Raw genomic sequence first — 18,434 nt, 5'->3', positions numbered from 1 at the left:
CGCATGGCTTCCCCGGCGGACCGGGCGGGCAATGACGGGAGGACGCGTCCATGAGCCTGTTCGCCGACCTGACGGGTAGCGTCAATGCCGTGCGTCCCGGCCGCACGCGCATGCGTAGTTTCGACATGCCCCTGGTGATCGCCGCCGGCACCCTGTTGTCGCTGGGCCTGCTGATGGTGTATTCGGCATCCATCGCGCTGGCCGACGGGCCGCGCTACGCCGCCTACGGGCAATACTATTTCGTCTTGAGGCACGCGGCGTTCGTCACGGTGGGCCTGGTGGCGGCGGCATGCGCCATCACCGTGCCGATCCGCGTCTGGCAGCGGCTGGCCGTGCCCGTGTTCGTGCTCGCGCTGTTCCTGCTGGTCATCGTCCTGGTGCCCGGTATCGGCCGGGAGGTCAACGGATCGCACCGCTGGATCCCGCTGGGCCCGATCAACTTCCAGCCTTCCGAACTGATGAAGGTCGCCGCGCTGCTGTATGCGGCGGACTATACGGTGCGCAAGCAGGAACACATGCAGAACTTCGCGCGCGGCTTCCTGCCCATGGCTTTCGCGCTGGGCGGCGTCGGCATGTTCCTGTTGCTGGAGCCCGACCTCGGCGCCTTCATGGTGATCGTGGCGATCGCCATCGGCATCCTTTTCCTGGGCGGCATCAACGGCAAGTACTTCAGCAGCCTGCTGGGCGTACTGCTGGGGACTTTCCTGCTGCTGATCTGGGCATCGCCGTGGCGGCGTGCCCGGCTGTTCGCTTATCTGGATCCCTGGAACCAGGACAACGCCTACGGCAGCGCCTACCAACTGTCGCATTCCCTGATCGCGCTGGGCCGGGGGGAATGGTTTGGCGTCGGCCTGGGGGCCAGCATCGAAAAGCTGCATTACCTGCCGGAAGCACACACCGACTTCCTGATGGCGGTGGTCGGCGAGGAGCTCGGTTTCGCCGGCGTGATGCTGGTGATTTCGCTGTTCGCCATCATCGTGCTGCGCGGCTTCGAGATCGGCCGCCAGGCCATCGCCATGGAGCGCACGTTCGCCGGCATGCTGGCGCAGGGCGTGGCGATCTGGTTCGGTGTCCAGGCTTTCATCAATATGGGCGTATGCCTGGGCCTGCTGCCGACCAAGGGCCTGACCCTGCCGCTGATGAGCTACGGCGGTTCGGGCGTCGTCATGAATCTGGTCGCCCTGGCCATGCTGATACGCGTCGATCTCGAAAACCGGACGATGATGCGCGGGGGGCGGGTATGAGCACCCAGCGGCAGACGGGCTATCCATCCAGGACCGCGCTGATCATGGCGGGCGGCACGGGCGGGCACATCATGCCCGGCCTGGCGGTGGCGGCCGTGCTGCGCGAACGCGGCTGGCGCATCCTATGGCTGGGCAATCCGGACAAGATGGAAGGCCGACTCGTGCCGGCGCAGGGTATCGAAATGGCCGAACTGCGCTTCCAGGGCTTGCGCGGACGTGGCATCCCGGCGTTGCTGCAATTGCCTTTCCGCCTGTTCGCGGCCACGCGCCAGGCGTGGCGGCATATGTCCGGCGCGCATCCCGACGTGGTGTTGGGCATGGGCGGCTACGTGGCCTTTCCGGGCGGCCTGGCGGCGGCGCTGCGGCGTGTGCCTCTGGTCGTGCACGAGCAGAATGCCGTGGCGGGAACCGCCAATCGCACCCTGGCGCGCCTGGCGCGCCGGGTTTTGACCGGTTTTCCGGGCGCGCTGCCGCGCGGCGAAATGGTGGGCAACCCCGTGCGCCGCGAGGTGTGCGCGCTGCCCGCGCCCGAACAGCGTTACGCCGGCCGCTCCGGCGCCCTGAATGTACTCGTCGTGGGCGGCAGCCTGGGCGCGCAGGCCCTGAATACCGTCGTGCCTCAGGCGCTGGCGCTGCTGCCGGAAAACGCCCGCCCGCGCGTCACGCACCAGGCCGGGGAACAGCATATCGATGCCCTGCGCGCCGGCTACGCGGCCGCCGGAGTGCGCGCGGATTGCCGGGCCTTCATCGACGACATGGCTGGCGCGCTGGCGGCGGCCGACGTGGTTATCTGCCGCGCTGGCGCGATGACGGTCGCGGAAATCGCCGCGGCGGGCGTGGCGGCGCTGTTCGTGCCTTTCCCGCATGCCATCGACGATCACCAGACCGCGAACGCGCGGTACCTGAGCGAGGCCGGCGCCGCCTGGCTGCGCCAGCAAACCGAATTGAAACCGCAATGGCTGGCGGACTGGTTGACGCAGCGCAGCCGCGACGAGCTCCAGGCCGTCGCCGCCCGCGCGCGCACCCGCGCCATGCCGGATGCGGCCCGCCACATCGCCGATGCCTGCGAAGCCGTCGCAGTCCGTCGTGTGGGCGGCGAAATGAAGCAAGCATCATGAAACATCGCATCCAACATATCCATTTCGTCGGGATCGGCGGATCCGGGATGAGCGGCATCGCCGAGGTGCTGCTGAACCTGGGCTATCGCGTCAGCGGCTCCGACCTGCACGATTCCGCGGTCACCCGGCGACTGTCCGGCCTGGGCATGTCCATCGTCGTCGGCCATACGGCCGCGAATATCGCCGGCGCCGACGCGATCGTGACGTCGACCGCGGTGGCGGGGGACAATCCCGAAGTCATCGCCGCGCGCGCCGCCCGCATACCCGTCGTGCCGCGCGCCATCATGCTGGCCGAGCTCATGCGCTTGAAGCGCGGCATCGCGATCGCCGGCACACACGGAAAGACCACCACCACCAGCCTGGTGGCCAGCGTCCTGGCGGCTGGCGGGCTCGATCCCACTTTCGTGATCGGCGGCCGGCTGAATTCGGCCGGCGCGAACGCGCGGCTGGGCCAGGGCGAGTACATCGTGGTCGAGGCCGACGAATCCGACGCTTCGTTCCTGAACCTGCTGCCGGTCATGGCCATCGTGACCAATATCGACGCCGACCATATGGATACCTATGGCCATGACGTCGCCCGGCTCAAGAGCGCTTTCATCGAGTTCACGCAAAAGTTGCCTTTCTACGGCAGCGCGGTGCTGTGCAGCGACGATGCCAATGTGCGCGAGATCATGCCTTTCGTCTCGCGTCCCGTGACGACGTACGGACTGAACGGCGATGCCCAGGTGGCGGGCCGCAATGTGCGCGCCGAGGGCACGCGCATGTGCTTCGATGTGGTGCGGCGCGACCGCGATATCGAGTTGCCGCCGTTATCCGTGTGCCTGAACCTGCCGGGTTTGCACAACGTGCGCAACGCCCTGGCTGCCATTGCCGTGGCTTCCGAGCTGGGCGTGCCCGACGAGGCCATCTGCAATGCGCTGGAATCGTTCCATGGCGTGAACCGGCGCTTTACGCATATCGGCGATTTCGCCGTGCCGGCGCAACACGGCGGCGGCCGGTTCACCGTCATCGACGATTATGGCCACCACCCCGTCGAAATGGCGGCGACGCTGGCCGCGGCCCGTGGCGCGTGGCCCGATCGCCGTATCGTCCTGGCATTCCAGCCGCACCGCTATACGCGTACGCGCGACTGTTTCGAAGACTTCGTGCGCGTGCTGGGCACGGCCGACGCCGTGCTGCTGACCGAAGTCTATGCGGCCGGCGAGGCCCCGCTGGTGGCTGCCGACGGCCGTGCCTTGGCCCGGGCGCTGCGCGTGGCCGGCAAGATCGAACCGGTCTTCGTCGAAGATGTCGCGGAGCTTCCCCAGGCGGCGCTGGACTTCGTGCGCAACGGCGATGTGGTGATCGTCATGGGTGCCGGCTCCATCAGCAAAGTACCCGCGCAGATCGGCGAAATCGCCGGCGGGGAGGCGCCCTCGGCCCAGGCCCGCGGCGCCCGCCCCGGCGCGACGGCCGCGCAGCGGCCCGAAGGCGGGCCGTCCGCCTCTTTCGTGGACCACGAGTCGCACGGCGACCGGAGGGTAGTGCAATGAGCCCATCCCATTTCGACGAAGCCATGCGCGCGGAAAGCCTGCGCCGCGCGCGCGCGGCCGCGCAGTCGGGCCCGGACGGCCGTGGACTGGGCCGGGTGGGCGTGCTGTATGGCGGCCGCTCCGCGGAACGCGAGGTATCGCTGATGTCCGGCGCGGGCGTGCATGAAGCGCTGTGCAGCGTGGGCGTGGACGCGCACCTTTTCGACACGGGCACGCGCAGCTTCGCCGAGCTGGAAGCGGCGCGCTTCGATCGTGTGTTCATTGCGCTGCACGGCCGCTACGGCGAGGACGGCACCATCCAGGGCGCCCTGGAGCTTCTCGGCATTCCCTATACGGGAAGCGGTCCGGCGGCCTCGGCCATCGCCATGGACAAGATCATGACCAAGCGCATCTGGCTGCAGCACGGCTTGCCGACCCCGGATTTCGCGATCCTGGACGAGCACACCGAGCTGCGCCGCGTGCCGGACACCCTGGGGCTGCCGCTGATCATCAAGCCGCCGCACGAAGGTTCGACCGTGGGCATCACCAAGGTGCGCGGCTATTCCGATATGAAGGAAGCCTACGCCGAGGCGGCCCGCTTCGACAGCGAAGTGCTGGCCGAGCAGTTCATCGCCGGTCGCGAGCTGACGGTCGCCCTGCTGGGCGCGGGCCCGACCGCGCGCGCCCTGCCGGTCATCGAAATCGCGGCGCCCGAAGGCAACTACGACTACGAGCACAAGTATTTCTCCGACGACACGCAGTACTTCTGCCCGGCGGACTTGCCGGATGCGCTGGCGCGCGAAGTCCAGCGGGTCTGCGTCGATGCCTACCGGGCGCTGGGATGCGAGGGCTGGGGACGCGCCGACCTGATCCTCGACGGAGAAGGGCGCATCTGGTTGCTGGAAATGAATACCTCGCCAGGCATGACAAGCCATTCGCTGGTGCCGAAGGCGGCGCAGGCGGTGGGCATGTCCTACCCTGAACTCTGTGTGGCCATCCTGTCCGAGGCAGCGTGCAAAGTGCGCAGCCCGGCTCGCAATACCTGACTGGACTATCCGTGTGGAACGACGCTCGCACCACCAACCTGATCGCCAACACGCTGGCCGTGCTGGCGGTGCTTGCCATGCTGGCAGCGGGGGTGGTGTGGCTGGCCAAGCGGCCGTATTTCGACCTGACCGCCATCGAGCTGGAAGCGGCACCGGGATCGCAGCTGCATTACGTCTCGCCCGTCAGCATGCGGACTGCCATTGCGGGTGGATTGAAAGGCAATTTCTTCACCATGAACCTGGATCAGGCGCGCGAGCTGTTCGAGTCCGCGCCCTGGGTACGCCATGCCGCGATACGGCGCATCTGGCCCAATGTCCTGCGCGTACGGATCGAAGAGCAGCAACCGCTGGCGCTCTGGAACGAGAACCAGATGATCAACACATGGGGGGAATCGTTCACCGCCAACACGGGCGAGCTGGACGACGAATCCGCGTTGCCGCACTTCTATGGTCCGGAAGGCAGCGAAAGCCTGGTGGTGCAGCGCTATGCCGAGCTGGCGCGATGGTTCGCGCCGCTGGACATGCGCGTCCAGGACCTGGAGCTGAGTCCGCGCTATGCGTGGCGCGTGACGCTGTCCACCGGCCTGAAGCTCGACCTGGGGCGCGATCCAGGCGCCGACGCGCCGGATCCCAATGGGCCACCCGGGGCGCTGCCGTTCGCCGCGCGCATCCAGCGCTTCGTGCAGGCGTGGCCCGCCCTGACGCAGAAACTGGAGGGCCGCCCCATATTGCAGGCCGATTTGCGCTACCCCAACGGGTTTGCCCTGGCCCTGGCCCCGTTGCCGGAAGCCGAATCGAAAACCAAACCGAAATCCAATCTAAAAAAGCGCTAACGCCATGACCCGTGACATCAAGGACTTAATCGTCGCCCTCGATATCGGAACCAGCAAGGTGGTGGCGGTCGTCGCCGAAATCCTGCCCGAAGGCCGGTTCGAGGTGCTGGGCCTGGGCCAGCATGAATCGCGCGGCATGCGCAAGGGCGTGGTCGTCAATATCGAAACCACGGTCAATTCCATCCAGCGCGCGCTCGAGGAAGCCGAGCTGATGGCCGATTGCAAGATCCGCGACGTGTATACGGGCATCGCCGGCAGCCATATCCGCAGCTTCAATTCGAGCGGCATGGTGGCGGTGAAAGACAAGGAAGTGACGGCCACTGACGTCGCGCGCGTCATCGAAACCGCCAAGGCGGTGAACATTCCGACCGACCAGCAGGTACTGCACGTGCTGACGCAGGAATTCATCGTCGATGGACAGGAAGATATCCGCGAACCCATCGGCATGAGCGGCTTGCGGCTGGAAGTGCGCGTGCATATCGTTACGGGGGCGGTGAGCGCCGCCCAGAATATCGTCAAGTGCGTGCGCCGCTGCGGGCTCGAAGTCCAGGACCTGATCCTGCAGCCGCTGGCCTCCAGCCTGGCCTGCCTGACGACGGACGAAAAGGAACTGGGCGTGGTGCTCGTCGACATCGGCGGCGGCACGACGGACGTGGCGATCTTCACCGGCGGGGCGATCCGGCACACGGCCGTGATTCCGATCGCTGGCGACCAGATCACCAACGATATCGCGGCCATGCTGCGCACGCCGACCCCGGATGCCGAGGAAATCAAGTTGCGCTACGGCGTGGCCAAGCAGGTGCTGGCCAGTCCTGACGAAACCGTCGAGGTGCCGGGACTGGGCGATCGTGGCCCGCGGCTGGTTAAGCGGCAGGCCCTGGGCGCCGTTATCGAACCGCGTATCGAAGAACTTTTCACGCTGGTGCAGCAGGTTGTGCGGGATTCCGGGTACGAGGACTTGCTGGCTTCCGGCGTCGTCCTGACCGGGGGCTCGGCCCAATTGCCGGGAATGGTGGAACTTGCGGAGGATGTGTTCCTCAAACCCGTGCGAGTCGCGGTACCGGAGTACGAAGGCAGCCTCGCCGATGTGATGCGCAATCCGCGTTTCGCAACGGTCATGGGGCTGTTGCAGGAAGCGCGCATGCAGCGCATGCGCGGCCGCAAGGTCGCCGCGCAGACAGGCAACTTCAAGAGCCTGTTGGCGCGGATGAAGGAGTGGTTCATGAATTAAGCAGGAATCGCGCTGCCGGCGATTCCGGGGCGTGCCGAGCAAGCAGGCGGCGCGCTGGCGGAGACGCTTCAAACCCGTGGCGGACCAATGTGTCGGCGTCGGCTTTGAGGCGATTCACAAAGAAGGTAGTTGGGGAATTTCTTGTGATTTGCAATCAGACTTGAGGGAGTCGCATCATGAACTTTGAAATGCTCGAGAACAGCACCAAAGGGACCGTGATCAAGGTCGTTGGTGTCGGTGGCGCTGGTGGTAATGCCGTCGCTCACATGATCCGGAACGGCGTAAGCGGAGTCGATTTCATCTGCGCCAATACCGACGCGCAGGCTTTGGCCGCCACGAACGCGCCGGTGCAGATTCGCCTTGGCCGTACCGGCCTGGGCGCCGGCGCCAAGCCGGAGCAGGGACGCGCGTCGGCTGAAACCGCGCGCGAGGAAATCCGTGCCGCCCTGAACGGCGCGCACATGGTGTTCATCACCGCCGGCATGGGCGGCGGTACGGGTACCGGCGCCGGCCCCGTGGTGGCCGAAGTCGCCAAGGAGCTGGGCATCCTCACCGTCGGCGTGGTGACCAAGCCCTTCTCCTTCGAAGGCAACAAGCGCCTGAAGATGGCCGAAGAGGGCATCAACGAGCTCGCCAAGCACGTGCATTCGCTGATCGTCGTGCTCAACGAGAACCTGTACGAGCTGATGGACGAGGACGCGACGCAGGAAGACTGCTTCAAGTCCGCCGACGACATCCTGCACAACGCCTGCGCGGGTATCGCGGAAATCATCAACGTGGAAGGTAACGTCAACGTCGACTTCGAGGACGTCAAGACCATCATGGGCGAGCAGGGCCAGGCCATGATGGGAACGGCCACCGCGTCGGGCGCCGACCGTGCGCGCGTTGCCGCCGAGCACGCCATTGCTTGCCCGCTGCTGGAAGGCATCGACCTGCACGGCGCCCGCGGCGTGCTGGTGAACATCACCGCCGCCCGCTCGCTGAAGATGCGCGAAACGCGCGAAATCATGGAAACCATCCGCGGCTACGCGTCCGAGGATGCCACCGTGATCTTCGGTACGGCGTACGACGAGTCGATGGGCGACAACCTGCGTGTCACGGTCGTCGCCACGGGCCTGGGCCGCACGTCCAGCCGTCCGCAACTGGTGCAGAGCCGCACGGAAGCGCTGCGCACGGGCACGGATGACTTTCCCATGGGCGGCATGGCGCCCAACGGCTCGGGCCAGGGCGATTACCGCAATCTGGACATGCCGTCGGTGATGCGCAATCCGCGCACGCAGGCGTCGGCCCAGGTGCGGGCGCTGGAAAGCTCCGGAATGGATCACTTCGACATTCCGGCATTCCTGCGCAAGCAGGCGGACTGACAGGTATTTTCCGGTGCCGGTCCGCGGGGGTGAAGGCTTACCGCGGTCCGCGCCGGGATGCACCCTCCCTCGAACCCGGCCCGCTTCCCCAGGCGGGCCGGGAAGGGTTATAGCCGTTTCAGTTAGTTTCAGTCTATCGAAGCCGTAGGATCGTTTGCCTTGGATGTGTATGAACCCGGGGTTACAATGCTTCTCTTACAACGGCATGGCGGGACTCGTTTCCGCTAACCAAGAATCCAAAAAAGCCTCATGTTCCGTCAACGCAGCATACAGAATCTGGTCAAGACTACTGGCGTCGGTGTGCATTCCGGCCGCCGGGTCGAGCTTACCCTTCGCCCCGCTGCGCCGAACACTGGCATTGTTTTCCATCGCATCGACCTGCCAGAGGTCGTCGACCTGCCGGCGCAGGCTACGGGGGTCGGCGACACCCGTATGGCTTCCGTGCTGCAGCAGGGCGATGTGCGCGTCTCCACGGTGGAGCACCTGATGTCCGCCCTGGCCGGCCTGGGCATCGACAATCTCCATGTCGACCTGACCGGGGAGGAAGTCCCCATCATGGACGGCAGCGCGGCGACGTTCGTTTATCTGCTGCGATCGGCCGGCATCGTCGAACAAAACGCGCCGAAGCGTTTCATTCGCGTGCTCAAGCCTATCGAGGTCCGCGAGGGTGAAGGCCGTAACGAAAAATGGGCGCGGCTGGAGCCGCACGACGGCTTCGCGCTGGCGTTTTCCATCGATTTCCGTCATCCGGCCATCGATTCCACGGCGAACTTCGCCGAAGTCGATTTCGCCACCCATTCCTATACGCGTGAAATCGCGCGCGCGCGCACCTTCGGCTTCGTCAACGAAGTCGAGGCCCTGCGGTCGATGGGGCTGGCGCGCGGCGGCAGCCTGGACAACGCGATCGTCATGGACGAATACCGGGTCCTGAACAGCGACGGGCTTCGGTATGACGACGAATTCGTCAAGCATAAGATCCTGGACGCCATCGGCGATCTGTACCTGCTCGGCAAACCCCTGGTCGCGCGCTATGTGGCGTGCAAATCCGGTCATGCCCTGAACAACCAGCTGGCGCGCGCATTGCTTGCCCAGCAGGAATCCTGGGAACTGGTTTCCTATCAATCGCAGGCCGAGGCGCCGCAGGCTTTCCGGTACGAATGGAAGCTGGCCTGATCTAGTCTTGCCGATGGCGGCGCACCAGGCGCTCGATCGCATCGGCTAGCGGGCCCGGATTCAACGTTTCCCGCAACGTCTCGAAGGCCCCCAGCGCCGTTTCTCCCAGGGGAATGACCTCTCTGGGCGGGGGTGGCGGTTTCATCCCGGCCCCTGGCAGCCCGGCTTGAACCTTGACCGCGATTTCGTTAAGGTTCCACCCTGCCGCCTGCAATGCCTGAGCGATGCGCGGCGCCATCTGGCGCAGCTTCGCCGCGTGGGCGGCACTGGGGACGGCCAATTGCAGCCGGTCGGTTTCCAGGCGCGCCACCCGGCACACGGCTCCCAGGACAGGCGGTACGGCCGCCGCCACGGTACGCTGGATCTGAAGATGCAGGCGCGCCGTGGCCAGCACGCCGGCGCCCCGGGTGTCGTGGCCCAACCAGCCCATGGCGGTGTTTTCGCCGCGGGCCGGCTTCGGATGAGGACGGTATGGCGTGCGCTTGTTCATGCCGGTCCCGAATAGGATTGCTCGATTGAAGTTTGTCATTATGCATTCCCGGCGTGGTTCGGCGGGACATTTCACCATCGACGGCGGTTGGCTCGCGGTGCTGATGAGCAGCGCCCTGCTGCTTGCGGCACTGGGCGGCGCGCTGCTGCATCGCGGCCTGGCGCCTGGCGGCGTATTGCCCGCGGCCCAGGCCGGCCCGACGCCGCCGACGGCCTATTCCGACGACAGCCTGCATCGCGCGCTCGCGCTGCTGGCCGACAAGGTCGGCACATTGCAGGGACGGCTGGCCGGCGTGGATGCGCTTAGCCGCCGGCTGGCTATTGCCGCCGGCGTCCCTTTACCGCAGGCCTTCGCCGGTACCGCCACCGATGCCCAAGCGCTGGCACAACCCATGGCCGCCACGGCGCCCATGGACGGCGGGACGGAGAGCGCAGCCGCCGACGTGGATCCGGCCGGGCCCGCGCAGTCGCTCGGCCGCGACATCGATATGCTGTCCGAGGAACTGGCCGCGCGGATGGCGGCCTTGCAGGTCTTCGATATGGCGCTGACCCGGCGCCGCGCGGACCTGGCGCGCCTGCCGTCCTCCATGCCGGTGACCGACTACCCCTATTTGAGCTCCTCCTACGGTTGGCGCCGCCATCCCGTAAGCGGGCGCTACCTGCGGCACGAGGGCCTGGATTTCGCCGCTCCGCGCGGGACGCCCATCCTGGCGGCAGCCGGCGGGGTGGTGCAGGCCGCCGGTCCGGATGCCGGCTACGGACAGCGCGTGGACATCGACCACGGCGACGGCATGGTATCCCGTTACGCGCATGCGTCGGAGGTCCTGGTCAAGGCCGGCGACCTGGTCGAGCGGGGCCAGCTCATTGCCCGCGTGGGCTCTTCCGGCGTCTCCACCGGACCGCATCTGCACTTCGAAATCCGCCTGGCCGGTACGGCCATGGACCCGCGTCTCTTCCTGGGGCGCCTGCCCACCGCGCCGCCCGCGCTGGCCTCGGCGACCACGCCCGTCGTCCGCTGACGCGCACGGCCGGCGCGGCAATACATGCCGGTTTCACAGCTCGAAACGTTACCCTCGCGGTGCGTTACACTCGATCGTTTCCCGGCGGACTCCTCCGCTTCACTGACAACAATACTTGACGCGTGCCGACGGTCCGTAACCAAGGCCAGCGGGCACGCGCGGACATACGCATGGTTTCTCTGCTAAAAAAACTCATAGGCAGCCGTAATGACCGGCTGCTTAAGCAGTACCGCAAGGTGGTGAGCCAGATCAACGGCCTCGAATCCACCATTGCCGCGCTTTCCGACGAGCAATTGACCGCCAAGACGCAGGAGTTCCGCACCCGCTTCCAGCAAGGCGTGTCGCTGGACGAACTGCTGCCGGAGGCGTTCGCGGTCGTCCGCGAGGCGGGCAAGCGTGTGTTCGGTATGCGCCATTTCGACGTGCAAATGCTGGGCGGCATCGCCCTGCACAACGGCAAGATCGCCGAAATGCGCACGGGCGAAGGCAAGACGCTCATGGCGACGCTGCCTGTCTACCTGAATGCATTGTCGGGCAAGGGCGTGCACGTGGTGACGGTCAACGATTACCTGGCCCGGCGCGATGCCGAATGGATGGGCCGCCTGTACCGTTTCCTGGGCATGACCGTTGGCGTAGTCGTGCCCCAGCAGCCCAACGAAGAGAAAAAAGCCGCCTATGCGGCTGACATCACCTACGGGACGAACAACGAGTTCGGTTTCGACTACCTGCGCGACAACATGGAGTATCGCGTCGAGGATCGCCGCCAGCGCGCGCTCTCGTACGCGATCGTCGACGAAGTAGACTCGATCCTGATCGACGAAGCGCGCACGCCGCTGATCATCTCCGGGCAGGCCGAAGACCATACCGAGCTCTATATCCGCATGAACGCGGTGCCGCCCCTGCTCAAGCGCATGGAGTCGGAACCCAAGCCGCAGGAGCCCGAACCCGAAGGCGATTACTGGGTCGACGAGAAAAGCCAGCAGGTCCATTTGTCCGAGGCCGGACACGAGCACGGCGAGGCCATCCTCAGCCGCCTGGGTATCCTGCCGGAGGGCGAGTCGCTGTACGACCCGCGTCACATCGCGCTGATGCACCACCTGATGGTGGCGCTGCGCGCCCATACCCTGTTCTTCCGCGATCAGCAGTACGTGGTGCAGGATGGCGAAGTGGTCATCGTCGACGAATTCACCGGCCGCCTGATGGTGGGCCGGCGCTGGTCCGACGGCCTGCACCAGGCGGTCGAGGCGAAGGAAGGAGTCAAGATCCAGCACGAGAACCAGACGCTGGCGTCCATCACTTTCCAGAACTACTTCCGCATGTACGACAAGCTGTCGGGCATGACGGGCACCGCCGATACCGAAGCCTACGAATTCCAGGAAATCTACGGGCTGGAAACGGTCATCATCCCGACCAACAAGCCCATGGTCCGCAAGGACCAGAACGACCAGGTCTTCAAGACCGCGCGCGAAAAATACGATGCGATCCTGGCCGATATCCGCGACTGCCATGAGCGCGGCCAACCGGTACTGGTGGGCACCACCAGCATCGAAAACTCCGAACTGCTGTCGGGCCTGCTGCTGAAGGCGAAACTGCCTCACGAGGTGCTCAATGCCAAGCAGCACGCGCGCGAGGCGGAAATCGTCGCCGAGGCCGGCAAGCCGGGGCATATCACGATCGCCACCAACATGGCCGGCCGCGGCACCGACATCGTACTGGGCGGCAGCGTCGACAAGCAGATCGACCTGATCCGTGCCGATGAATCGCTGCCCGAGTCCGACAAGGACGCGCGCATCGAAAAGATCCGCACCGAGTGGAAGCCCGCCAACGAGAAGGTCAAGCAGGCCGGCGGCCTGCGGATCATCGGCACCGAGCGGCACGAATCGCGCCGTATCGACAACCAGCTGCGCGGGCGCGCCGGCCGCCAGGGCGATCCCGGCTCTTCGCGTTTCTATCTGTCGCTGGAAGATCCGCTGATGCGTATCTTCGCCGGCGATCGGGTCCGCGCGATCATGGAAAGGCTGAAGCTGCCGGAAGGCGAGCCCATCGAGGCCGGCATGGTGTCGCGTTCGATCGAGACGGCGCAGCGCAAGGTGGAAGGGCGCAACTTCGACATCCGCAAGCAGCTGCTGGAATACGACGACGTCGCCAACGACCAGCGCAAGGTGCTGTACGCGCAGCGCAACGAAGTCCTGGAGGCGCCCACCGTCACTCCCACGGTCGAGGGCCTGCGCGACGGCGCGATCACAGAGCTGTTCCGCGCCCATGTTCCCGAGGAATCGGTTGAAGAGCAGTGGGATATCCCCGCGCTGCAGCGCGCGCTGGAAGCCGATTACCAGGTGTCCCTGCCCCTGACGGAAATGCTGGAAAAGGAAACCAGCCTGACCGAGGAAGACCTGCTGGAGCGCGTAAAGGAAGCCGCCGCGGCATCCTACCGCGCCAAGATGGAGCAGGTGGGCGCCGAGTCCTGGGGCCAGTTCGAACGTTCGATCATGCTGCAGGCGATCGATCAGCACTGGCGCGAGCACCTGTCTTCGCTGGATTACCTGCGCCAGGGGATACATTTGCGCGGCTACGCGCAGAAGAACCCGAAGCAGGAATACAAGCGCGAAGCCTTCGAGCTGTTCTCCGGCATGCTGGACCGGATCCGCGACGATGTCGTCAAGGTGTTGATGACCGTGCGTATCCAGTCGCAGGAGCAGGTGGCTGCCGCGGAAGCGGAAGCCGCGCAGCCCCATGTCCAGAACGTGCAGTATCAGCATGCGGACTACGACGAAGCCCTGGCCGCGGGCCAGGACGAACGTCCGCAAGGCCCGCAGCCGGTACGCAATGCCATGCCCAAGGTGGGACGCAACGATCCCTGCCCCTGCGGCAGCGGCAAGAAGTACAAGCAGTGCCACGGCAAGCTGGCATAGGGAGCAAGAGATGACGGTACCGGCCGGGACGACGGAGCTGGATCACGCCGTGATCATGGTGCGGGACCGTCTGGAACAGACGGCACCGCATTTCGAGCGCCAGGGCTATACCCTGAGCGAGACGGAAGTCCACAACCTCGGCTCCTGGAACCGCCTGATTGTCCTGGAGCATTCCTATGTCGAGCTGCTGGGATGGCCACCGGGCAAGCCGCCAGCCCGCAAGGAAATCGCCGATTCCCCGCTGGGCCTGGAGGCGCTGGTCCTGCGAACGGAAGACGCCGACGCAACCTACGAAAGGTTGCGGGCCGCGGGCTATGCGGTGAACCCCGTCCAGGTGCTGACCCGTCCCGCGCGGGTGGATGGGCAGGTCATGGAAGCACGCTTCCATACCGTCCGTTTTGCGGAACAGCCTATCCCCGGCATCCGGCTGTACTTTTGCCGGCACCTGACGCCGCAATGCGTCTGGCAACCCGCGTTGATGAAGCACGCCAACGGCGCCCGCGCCGTTGTGGAAGTGTCGGCCCGCGCGCAAGATCCTCGCGGGCTGGCCACGCGCTTCGCCGAGCTGGCCGATATGGCGGCGCAGGCATCGGATAACGGCGAATGGATCGTACCCCTGGGCCACGCACGCCTGCGCATCGTCCCGGCCGCACCCGGGCAGGGCAATGCCCTGGAGGCGCTGACGCTGGTGGACCGGGAAGGGCGCCGCAGCGTCCTCGACACCGGTTTGTGATCGCCGCCCGGCGGCAGGCCGCCGGAATCCCGGCCGGCGATCGGTCGACCTCTTCGTCCTGATCGCTGGGCCCGGTCCGGGATGCCGCGCCGCGGCCGGAATGGCCCATTCGTCCCGTCGCCATCGCGATTCCGCCCCACGTGCGTCCCGGCACGATGCCCGGGCGCGCGCATCCGTTTCCCCTCATCCCACATCGACCGCTTCGATTGAGCGCGTTGCGGGTTAATACCATGGCGTGCGAAGTGTATACACTTTAGTATGCACTTTCGTTTCGGGAGGAAACATGGGATTGCCTCGCTACGCCCCACGTACTTCCGCCGGGTTGGCCGAGCTGTACGACACCCTCAAGGCCATGGCGGTGCAGTTCGAGTTCAAGCCCGGCCAGCGCATCAATGAAGTCGAGCTGGCGCGCTCGCTCAACGTGAGCCGCACACCGCTGCGCGAGGTGTTGAACCAGCTGATGGTCGAAGGCTTTGTCACCCGCGCGGTCAATCGCGGGTTCATCGGCCGCCCGCTCGACGCCAAGCAGATATACAGCCTTTACGAATACCGCTCGGTGCTCGAATGCGGGATCGTGCGCGCCGCCTGCGAGCGCGCCACGGACGCCCAGCTGGATGCGCTGCAAGCGCAGGTGGAAGCATCGCGGGATGTGCCGGAGGACACCGATGCCGTGCGCCTGCTGGCCCTGGACGAGCAATTCCATGTCGCGCTGGCTGGGCTGACGGGCAACGAGGAATTCGTGCGCAGCCTGGAAAGCGTCAACGCGCGCATCCATTTCGTACGCTGGATCGATATGCGACAGGGCCGCCGCGCGCACACCCAGTCCGAGCACCTGCGCATCGTCCAGGCACTGCGCGCGCGGGACGATGCGCTGCTCCAGGAACTCGTGTCGCGCCACATCGGCCGCCGCCTGGACCAGATCACCGATGTTATCCGAACGGGCTTTTCGACGATCTATATGCGGGACCAGCTCGAAGACAAAGCCTGACAACCACAAGGGGAAATCATGTCCGCAACCAAGAATCCTTCCATTCCGGGGCACGCCCGCAGGCGCCGCGTCATCGCGGCGGCGCTCTGCGTGGCCGTGGCCGGCGCAGTCGCCGCCGCGCCCGCCGCCCGCGCCGCCGACGATAAACCGCTGATCCTGGTCGTGCCGTATCCGCCCGGCGGCAGCACGGACATCCTGGCGCGCATCATGCAGCCCAAATTGTCCGAACGCATGCACGGGCGCACGGTGATCGTGGAAAACCGCGCGGGCGCGGCCAGCCAGATCGCAACCGCGTTCGTGGCGCGGGCCGCGCCGGATGGCAATACGCTGCTCGTCAGCTTCGACAATCACGCGATCAATCCGGCCGCCAAGCCGAATCTGCCCTACGACACGTTCAAGGATTTCGTCGGCATCAGCCTGACCGTGCGCTTTCCGCTCGTCATCGGCGCCAATCCCCACGTGCCGGGGGACACCCTGAGCGCATTCTTCGACGCGGCGCGCAAGAATCCTCGCAAGCAGTTCAACTTCGCGTCCACCGGCGTCGGCTCGCTGAATCATCTCGCGCCCGAACAGCTCAAACGCCTATCTGGCGTCGATCTGCTGCACGTGCCCTATGGCGGCGGCGGACCGGCGGTGCAGGCGGTGGTCGGCGGCCAGGCCGATATGACGTGGCTGAGCTATGCCGCGCTGCGCGGACAAATCCAGGCCGGAAAGATCAAGCCCCTGGCTGTGGCGGGCGACAAGCGGCTGCCGGACCTGCCCAATGTGCCTACCGTTGCCGAGTCCGGTTTCCCTGGCTTCGAGGCCTACTCCTGGAGCGGCATGTTCGCGCCCGCGAAGACGCCGCCGGCAACGGTGCAAGCCCTGACGGCCGATTTCCAGGCCGTGCTCGCCGATCCGGAAGTGCGCCGCAAGCTGACCGAGGCGGGATTCGAAGTCATCGGTTCGGACGGCCCCGCCCTCGATGCCTACGTCAAGCGCGAATACCAGCGCTGGGACGAGTTCATCAAGACCAATCACATCAACCTGGAGAACTGAGATGGATCAATTGAATGGCGCCGAAGCCATGGTGCGCATGCTCCAGGCCTACGACGTAAAGCATATTTTCGGCCTGTGCGGCGACACCAGCCTGCCTTTTTATGACGCCTTGTACCGCCTGGACCATGGCATCCGGCATGTGTTGACACGGGACGAACGCAGCGCGGGCTACATGGCCGATGCGTATGCGCGCGTCACCGGCAAGGTGGGGGTATGCGAAGGGCCCAGCGGCGGGGGCGCGACCTATCTGTTGCCGGGCCTGGTGGAAGCCAACGAATCGTCGATACCGGTGCTGGGAATTACGTCTGACGTGGCGGTCGGTTCGCGTGGGCGCTACCCCTTGACGGAATTGGACCAGGAAGCGCTCTATCGGCCCTTGACCAAATGGAATCGCACCATAGACCGCGCCGACCAGATTCCCGGTATGGTTCGCGCGGCGTTCCGCGCCATGACCGGCGGCAAGGCCGGTTCGGCGCACCTCTGCTTTCCCTACGATGTGATGAAGCAGAAGCTCGATGCGACGGACATTTGGGCTCAGCCCGAGCACAGCCGTTTTCCCGCCATGCGCTACGCCCCGGATCCCGCCGACATCGCGCGGGCGGCCGCCATCCTGGCGGAGTCGCGCGCGCCGGTCTTCATCTGCGGCGGCGGCGTCGTCATCGCGGGGGCGTGCGAAGACCTGAAGACGCTGGCGGAATCCCTCAAGGCCGCGGTCTGCGTGACGGTCAGCGGCCAGGGCAGCCTGGCGGACACGCACCCGCTGAATGCCGGCGTGGTCGGATCGAACGGCGGCATCATGGCCACCCGCGACGTGGTCGCGGCGGCCGACGTGGTGCTATTCATCGGCTGCCGGGCGGGTTCGACGTCCACCGAGCACTGGCGTTTTCCCGGCCGCGACACGACCATCCTGCACATCGATGTCGACCCCATGGTCATCGGCACGAACTATCGCACGGAGGTCGGCATGGTCGGCGATGCCCGGCTGGCGCTGCAAGCCCTGATCGCGGAGGTGACTCCGCGCCTGGGCCGGCGCCGCGCCGACGCCGTCGATGGCGCGGTGTTGGCAGGCAAGGCCCAGGCGGCCCGCGCCGCCCAGCTCGATGGGCTGGCGTCTTCCTCCGATCGCCCCATCCGCCCCGAGCGCGTGGTCAAGACACTGAATCGACTGTTGCCCGATGACGCGGTCGTGTGCGCCGATCCGGGCACGCCATGCCCATACTTTTCGGCGTATTACGACGCGGCGCGGCCGGGGAGGCATTTCATCACCAACCGCGCCCACGGCGCACTGGGCTATTCCCTGTCGGCCGCGTTTGGCGCGTGGTTCGGCCGTCCGCAGTCCAAATGCGTGTCCGTGATGGGGGATGGCAGTTTCGGTTTCACGGTGGGCGAACTGGAAACCGTGGTGCGCCACAAGGCGCCGCTGCTGATGATCGTGTTTTCCAATTCGGTATACGGATGGATCAAGGCCAGCCAGAAGGCCGGCTATGACCAGCGCTACTACAGCGTGGATTTCGAGCGTACCGACCATGCGCGCATCGCCGAGGCCTATGAGGTCAAGTCCTGGCGCGTGGAAGACCCGGCGCAACTGGAGTCGGCCTTGCGCGCGGCCATGGAGCACGATGGTCCGGCGCTGGTCGATGTGCTGGCCCAGCCATTGCAGGATACCGCCGCGCCGGTCAGCCAGTGGATGGGCTAGGGCCGCCTGGGGCCGGCGGCGGCCCCGCTTCGGCGAGCC

The 18,434-nt window shown here is 66.0% G+C and carries 15 protein-coding genes; 14 read left to right on the top strand and 1 reads right to left on the bottom strand.

The window, feature by feature from the left end; genetic code table 11:
- Positions 1–50: 50 nt before the first annotated feature.
- From ftsW to lpxC, 8 genes are all read left to right on the top strand, one after another.
- Positions 51–1,244, top strand: a complete 1,194-nt coding sequence (gene ftsW, locus CAL28_RS23415) for a putative lipid II flippase FtsW (RefSeq protein WP_094843565.1) — start codon at positions 51–53, stop codon at positions 1,242–1,244.
- Complete coding sequence (murG, locus tag CAL28_RS23410) at positions 1,241–2,362, top strand: undecaprenyldiphospho-muramoylpentapeptide beta-N-acetylglucosaminyltransferase (RefSeq protein WP_094843564.1); 1,122 nt, start codon at positions 1,241–1,243, stop codon at positions 2,360–2,362. Before ftsW ends, murG begins: the two co-directional genes overlap by 4 nt.
- Complete coding sequence (murC, locus tag CAL28_RS23405; protein ID WP_094843563.1) at positions 2,359–3,894, top strand: UDP-N-acetylmuramate--L-alanine ligase; 1,536 nt, start codon at positions 2,359–2,361, stop codon at positions 3,892–3,894. The genes murG and murC overlap by 4 nt, the downstream gene beginning before the upstream one ends.
- On the top strand, positions 3,891–4,919 hold the full coding sequence (locus CAL28_RS23400) for a D-alanine--D-alanine ligase (RefSeq protein ID WP_254926208.1): 1,029 nt from the start codon (positions 3,891–3,893) through the stop codon (positions 4,917–4,919). The genes murC and CAL28_RS23400 overlap by 4 nt, the downstream gene beginning before the upstream one ends.
- Positions 4,920–4,930: 11 nt before the next feature.
- Positions 4,931–5,752: a cell division protein FtsQ/DivIB gene (locus CAL28_RS23395; protein ID WP_094843562.1), complete on the top strand. Its 822-nt coding sequence runs from the start codon at positions 4,931–4,933 to the stop codon at positions 5,750–5,752.
- 4 nt (positions 5,753–5,756) lie between these two features.
- Positions 5,757–6,983, top strand: a complete 1,227-nt coding sequence (ftsA, locus tag CAL28_RS23390) for a cell division protein FtsA (RefSeq protein ID WP_066654970.1) — start codon at positions 5,757–5,759, stop codon at positions 6,981–6,983.
- A gap of 173 nt (positions 6,984–7,156) precedes the next feature.
- Entirely contained in the window at positions 7,157–8,347 is a 1,191-nt protein-coding gene (gene ftsZ / locus CAL28_RS23385; RefSeq protein WP_094843561.1) for a cell division protein FtsZ, read from the top strand.
- 249 nt (positions 8,348–8,596) lie between these two features.
- Complete coding sequence (lpxC, locus tag CAL28_RS23380; protein ID WP_066639890.1) at positions 8,597–9,520, top strand: UDP-3-O-acyl-N-acetylglucosamine deacetylase; 924 nt, start codon at positions 8,597–8,599, stop codon at positions 9,518–9,520.
- 1 nt (position 9,521) lies between these two features.
- On the opposite strand, the gene CAL28_RS23375 is transcribed toward lpxC, so the two are convergent.
- Positions 9,522–9,950: a DciA family protein gene (locus CAL28_RS23375; protein WP_254926324.1), complete on the bottom strand. Its 429-nt coding sequence runs from the start codon at positions 9,948–9,950 to the stop codon at positions 9,522–9,524.
- 100 nt (positions 9,951–10,050) lie between these two features.
- On the opposite strand from CAL28_RS23375, the gene CAL28_RS23370 reads away from it, so the two are divergent.
- From CAL28_RS23370 to CAL28_RS23345, 6 genes are all read left to right on the top strand, one after another.
- A complete protein-coding gene (locus tag CAL28_RS23370; RefSeq protein ID WP_094843560.1) occupies positions 10,051–11,028 on the top strand; it encodes a M23 family metallopeptidase in 978 nt (325 codons plus the stop codon).
- A 170-nt stretch (positions 11,029–11,198) separates the two neighbouring features.
- Positions 11,199–13,940, top strand: coding sequence for a preprotein translocase subunit SecA (secA, locus tag CAL28_RS23365; RefSeq protein ID WP_094843559.1), 2,742 nt, complete (start codon positions 11,199–11,201; stop codon positions 13,938–13,940).
- 10 nt (positions 13,941–13,950) lie between these two features.
- Positions 13,951–14,673, top strand: coding sequence for a VOC family protein (locus CAL28_RS23360; RefSeq protein ID WP_094843558.1), 723 nt, complete (start codon positions 13,951–13,953; stop codon positions 14,671–14,673).
- A 283-nt stretch (positions 14,674–14,956) separates the two neighbouring features.
- The gene (locus tag CAL28_RS23355; RefSeq protein WP_094843557.1) at positions 14,957–15,661 is read left to right on the top strand and encodes a GntR family transcriptional regulator; all 705 of its coding nucleotides are present in this window, start codon (positions 14,957–14,959) and stop codon (positions 15,659–15,661) included.
- 18 nt (positions 15,662–15,679) lie between these two features.
- Positions 15,680–16,699: a tripartite tricarboxylate transporter substrate binding protein gene (locus CAL28_RS23350; protein WP_094843556.1), complete on the top strand. Its 1,020-nt coding sequence runs from the start codon at positions 15,680–15,682 to the stop codon at positions 16,697–16,699.
- 1 nt (position 16,700) lies between these two features.
- Complete coding sequence (locus tag CAL28_RS23345; RefSeq protein ID WP_094843555.1) at positions 16,701–18,395, top strand: thiamine pyrophosphate-binding protein; 1,695 nt, start codon at positions 16,701–16,703, stop codon at positions 18,393–18,395.
- Positions 18,396–18,434: the final 39 nt, after the last annotated feature.

It is taken from the genome of Bordetella genomosp. 11, from assembly GCF_002261215.1.
GTDB lineage: Bacteria > Pseudomonadota > Gammaproteobacteria > Burkholderiales > Burkholderiaceae_B > Bordetella_C.
This window is presented reverse-complemented; position numbering and strand designations above follow the sequence as displayed.